Below are 2616 nucleotides of genomic sequence, written 5' to 3'. Positions count from 1 at the left end.
TGGGTCCTCACCAGTCGCCTGGGCGTGCCCGCACCCCCTACATCGGGGCCCTGACCCTGCTGACCGGCGGCCTCACCTGGAGGTATCTGGCCTGGAGTGACACCAGCCTGGCCAGCTTCGCCCCCAACCGCTGGGGCTGGGGCCTGGTCGGCGCGGCAGTGCCGAGGGGCTGCTGTTGTCGGTCCTGGCGGTCCTGGTCACCTGGCAGGCCTTCGCGGCCCACGGCTGGACCAGCGGCCTGCCAAGGCCGCTGGTTGCCGGGATCGCCGCCATGGGGCCAGCCTGGCCGTGATCGTCATCCACCACCTGGGCTACCGCGGCTTCCAGAACCGTTGGAGTTCGTAGGCTGTTTGGCGACCAGCCCGGCGGCCTGAGCCGAACTGCGCAAGCAGCTCTCGTGGCGGGAGCTCGTTCTCCCGTCACGCCCATGCCCAACCCCCAACGGCAGGCGCTCCGCCCAACCAAGCCGGCACCCGGGCCGGCCGTGGCACCGAGGGTGGGATCGCCCGGGCACCGACGCAGGTAGGCGAGGTCTGGGTCTACCGCTCGCACGAGGCTGGTACCGGCCCGGTGGCAGAGGTCAGATGCCCGAGGCAGCCACTCCCGGTCTATCCCTCATGACCTGTCTACAACCCGTGCACCCCGACAACGCCCGCATGGCGGGTTGAGTGGATGCGGCATGTCGTAAACTGCCGCCTGTACGAAGGCAGTCCTTTGGGCCAGACGCGCTGTTGCGCCTCCCTCCGGTGAAGGAGATCGGCATGCCCATCGATCCTGCCACCCTGGCCCGACACCTCAGCTCGCTGGCCGCCCTGGACGTCGAGCACGACCTCCAGCGGGCGATGCAGCAACTCACCAGCGCGGCCAAGGCGCTGCTCGGGGTGGACGGTGCCGGGCTGATGCTGGCCGATGAGCGCGGTGACCTGCGTTGGGCGACGGCCTCCGACCAGCAGACCCAGATCGTGGAAGAGGGCCAGGAGCGACTGGGGGAGGGGCCCTGTGTGAACGCGTTCGCCGAGCACGCCCCGATGGCCATGCGCGATGCGGCCAAGGAGCCGCACTGGGGAAGGATCACCGACGTGGCGACCGGCCAGGAGATGCGGGCGGGACTCAGCGTGCCGGTGCAGCTGGAAGGCGGCCCGATCGGCAGCCTGGACCTGTACTGCGCGAAGCCCAGAGACTGGGATCAGGCGGAGATCAGCGCCGCCCAGGTGTATGCCGCGTTGGCCGCGACGCTGCTCAGTCAGGCTGCGGCCGCGCAGGTCAAGGGGCGGCTGGCCGAGCAGTTGCAGGTGGCGTTCGAGCACCGCAATCGCATCGAGCGGGCCAAGGGGATGCTGATGATGCAGGAGGGGATCGACGACGCGGCCGCGTTTGAGCGGCTGCGGAGTGCGGCTCGGTCCTCACGGCGGCCGCTGATCGATGTCGTCAACGAGGTGCTCGGCGGGGAGCGGCTCTCCCGCCCGTGAAGTGGCCGCCAGATGACCAGATTCGTCGTCGACTGCGGCGTCGTCCTCCTCCTGGCGGGTGAGGGGATCGAGGTCGCGGCCGGGCACGAGCTTCTCGCCCCGACGCTCCTGCGCTCCCAGACGCTGTCGGCCCTGCACGAGGCCGTGCACCGGGGAGAGGTCGCGCCGGATGTGGCCCTCGACCGGCTCGCCCGCATCCGGGCCATGCCGATCCGCCTTCTCGGCGACGCCGTGCTCCGGCGTCGGGCCTGGGACGTCGCCGAGCGGCTGGGGTGGGCCGAGACCTACGACGCCGAGTACGTCGCACTCACGCAGCTGCAGGCAGATGCGTTCGTGACCCTTGACACGGAGCTGGCGCGTCGAGTGGAAGGGATCGTCCCCACGGCGACGATCGGGGCGCTCCGAACTTGACGCATTCGTGGTCCCAGCCACCTGGGGTTGTGCAGCCGCTGCCAGCGGCCGCCCTGGCAGCGGGCGTACCGGGTCTGCTCCTCCCGGCAGCCGGCTGACAGCGACGCGGCGCTGATCGCGGCTCCCGCTCCCCCCACCGGGCTCCGGGCGCGCATCGAGGACGTCGTCGTCGACGAGCGGGCCCGCGGGCAGGGGGTCGGCACCGCGCTGACGGTGGCCGCCCTCGACCTGGCCGGCCGGCGGGGCGCCCGCAGCGTCGACCTGACCTCGCGGGCGTCGCGGGTGGCCGCCAACCGGCTGTACCGGCAGCTCGGCTTCCGGCTGCGCGACTCCAACGTCGACCGGTACCAGCCCCAGCGGACGGGGCCGGCGCCTCGCTCTTGACAGCCGTTCGCCCGTCCTCTACTTTACCAGTAGGTTAATTAACTGAGAGGTTAATCAGATGCGAACGGACCGACTGGACGACACCTTCGCCGCCCTGGCGCACCCGGTGCGGCGGGCGATCCTGGCCCGGTTGATGGGCGGGGAGGCGTCGGTGATGGAGCTGGCCGAGCCGTTCGAGATGAGCCTTCCGGCGGTGTCCAAGCACCTGAAGGTGCTGGAGAAGGCGGGGCTGATCGCGCGGGGGCGGGAGGCGCAGTGGCGGCCGTGCCGGCTGGAGGCCGACCCGCTCAAGGAGGTGGCCGACTGGGTGGAGGGATACCGCCGCTTCTGGGAACGGAGCGAGGAGCGCTAC

The 2616-nt window shown here is 71.2% G+C and carries 4 protein-coding genes; all 4 read left to right on the top strand.

Annotated features, from left to right (window positions below; translation table 11 throughout):
• The first annotated feature begins 746 nt into the window (after positions 1-746).
• Entirely contained in the window at positions 747-1469 is a 723-nt protein-coding gene (locus VF468_19740) for a GAF and ANTAR domain-containing protein (protein HEX5880521.1), read from the top strand.
• Between the two features lie 12 nt (positions 1470-1481).
• A complete protein-coding gene (locus tag VF468_19735; protein ID HEX5880520.1) occupies positions 1482-1880 on the top strand; it encodes a type II toxin-antitoxin system VapC family toxin in 399 nt (132 codons plus the stop codon).
• Between the two features lie 27 nt (positions 1881-1907).
• Entirely contained in the window at positions 1908-2264 is a 357-nt protein-coding gene (locus tag VF468_19730) for a GNAT family N-acetyltransferase (protein HEX5880519.1), read from the top strand.
• A gap of 58 nt (positions 2265-2322) precedes the next feature.
• A partial coding sequence (locus tag VF468_19725; GenBank protein ID HEX5880518.1) for a metalloregulator ArsR/SmtB family transcription factor occupies positions 2323-2616 on the top strand: 294 nt, incomplete at its 3' end.

The organism is Actinomycetota bacterium (genome assembly GCA_036280995.1).
Classification (GTDB): domain Bacteria; phylum Actinomycetota; class CALGFH01; order CALGFH01; family CALGFH01; genus CALGFH01.
Note: the sequence above shows the minus strand (reverse complement) of the source record. Positions and strands in the feature narration are given on the sequence as shown.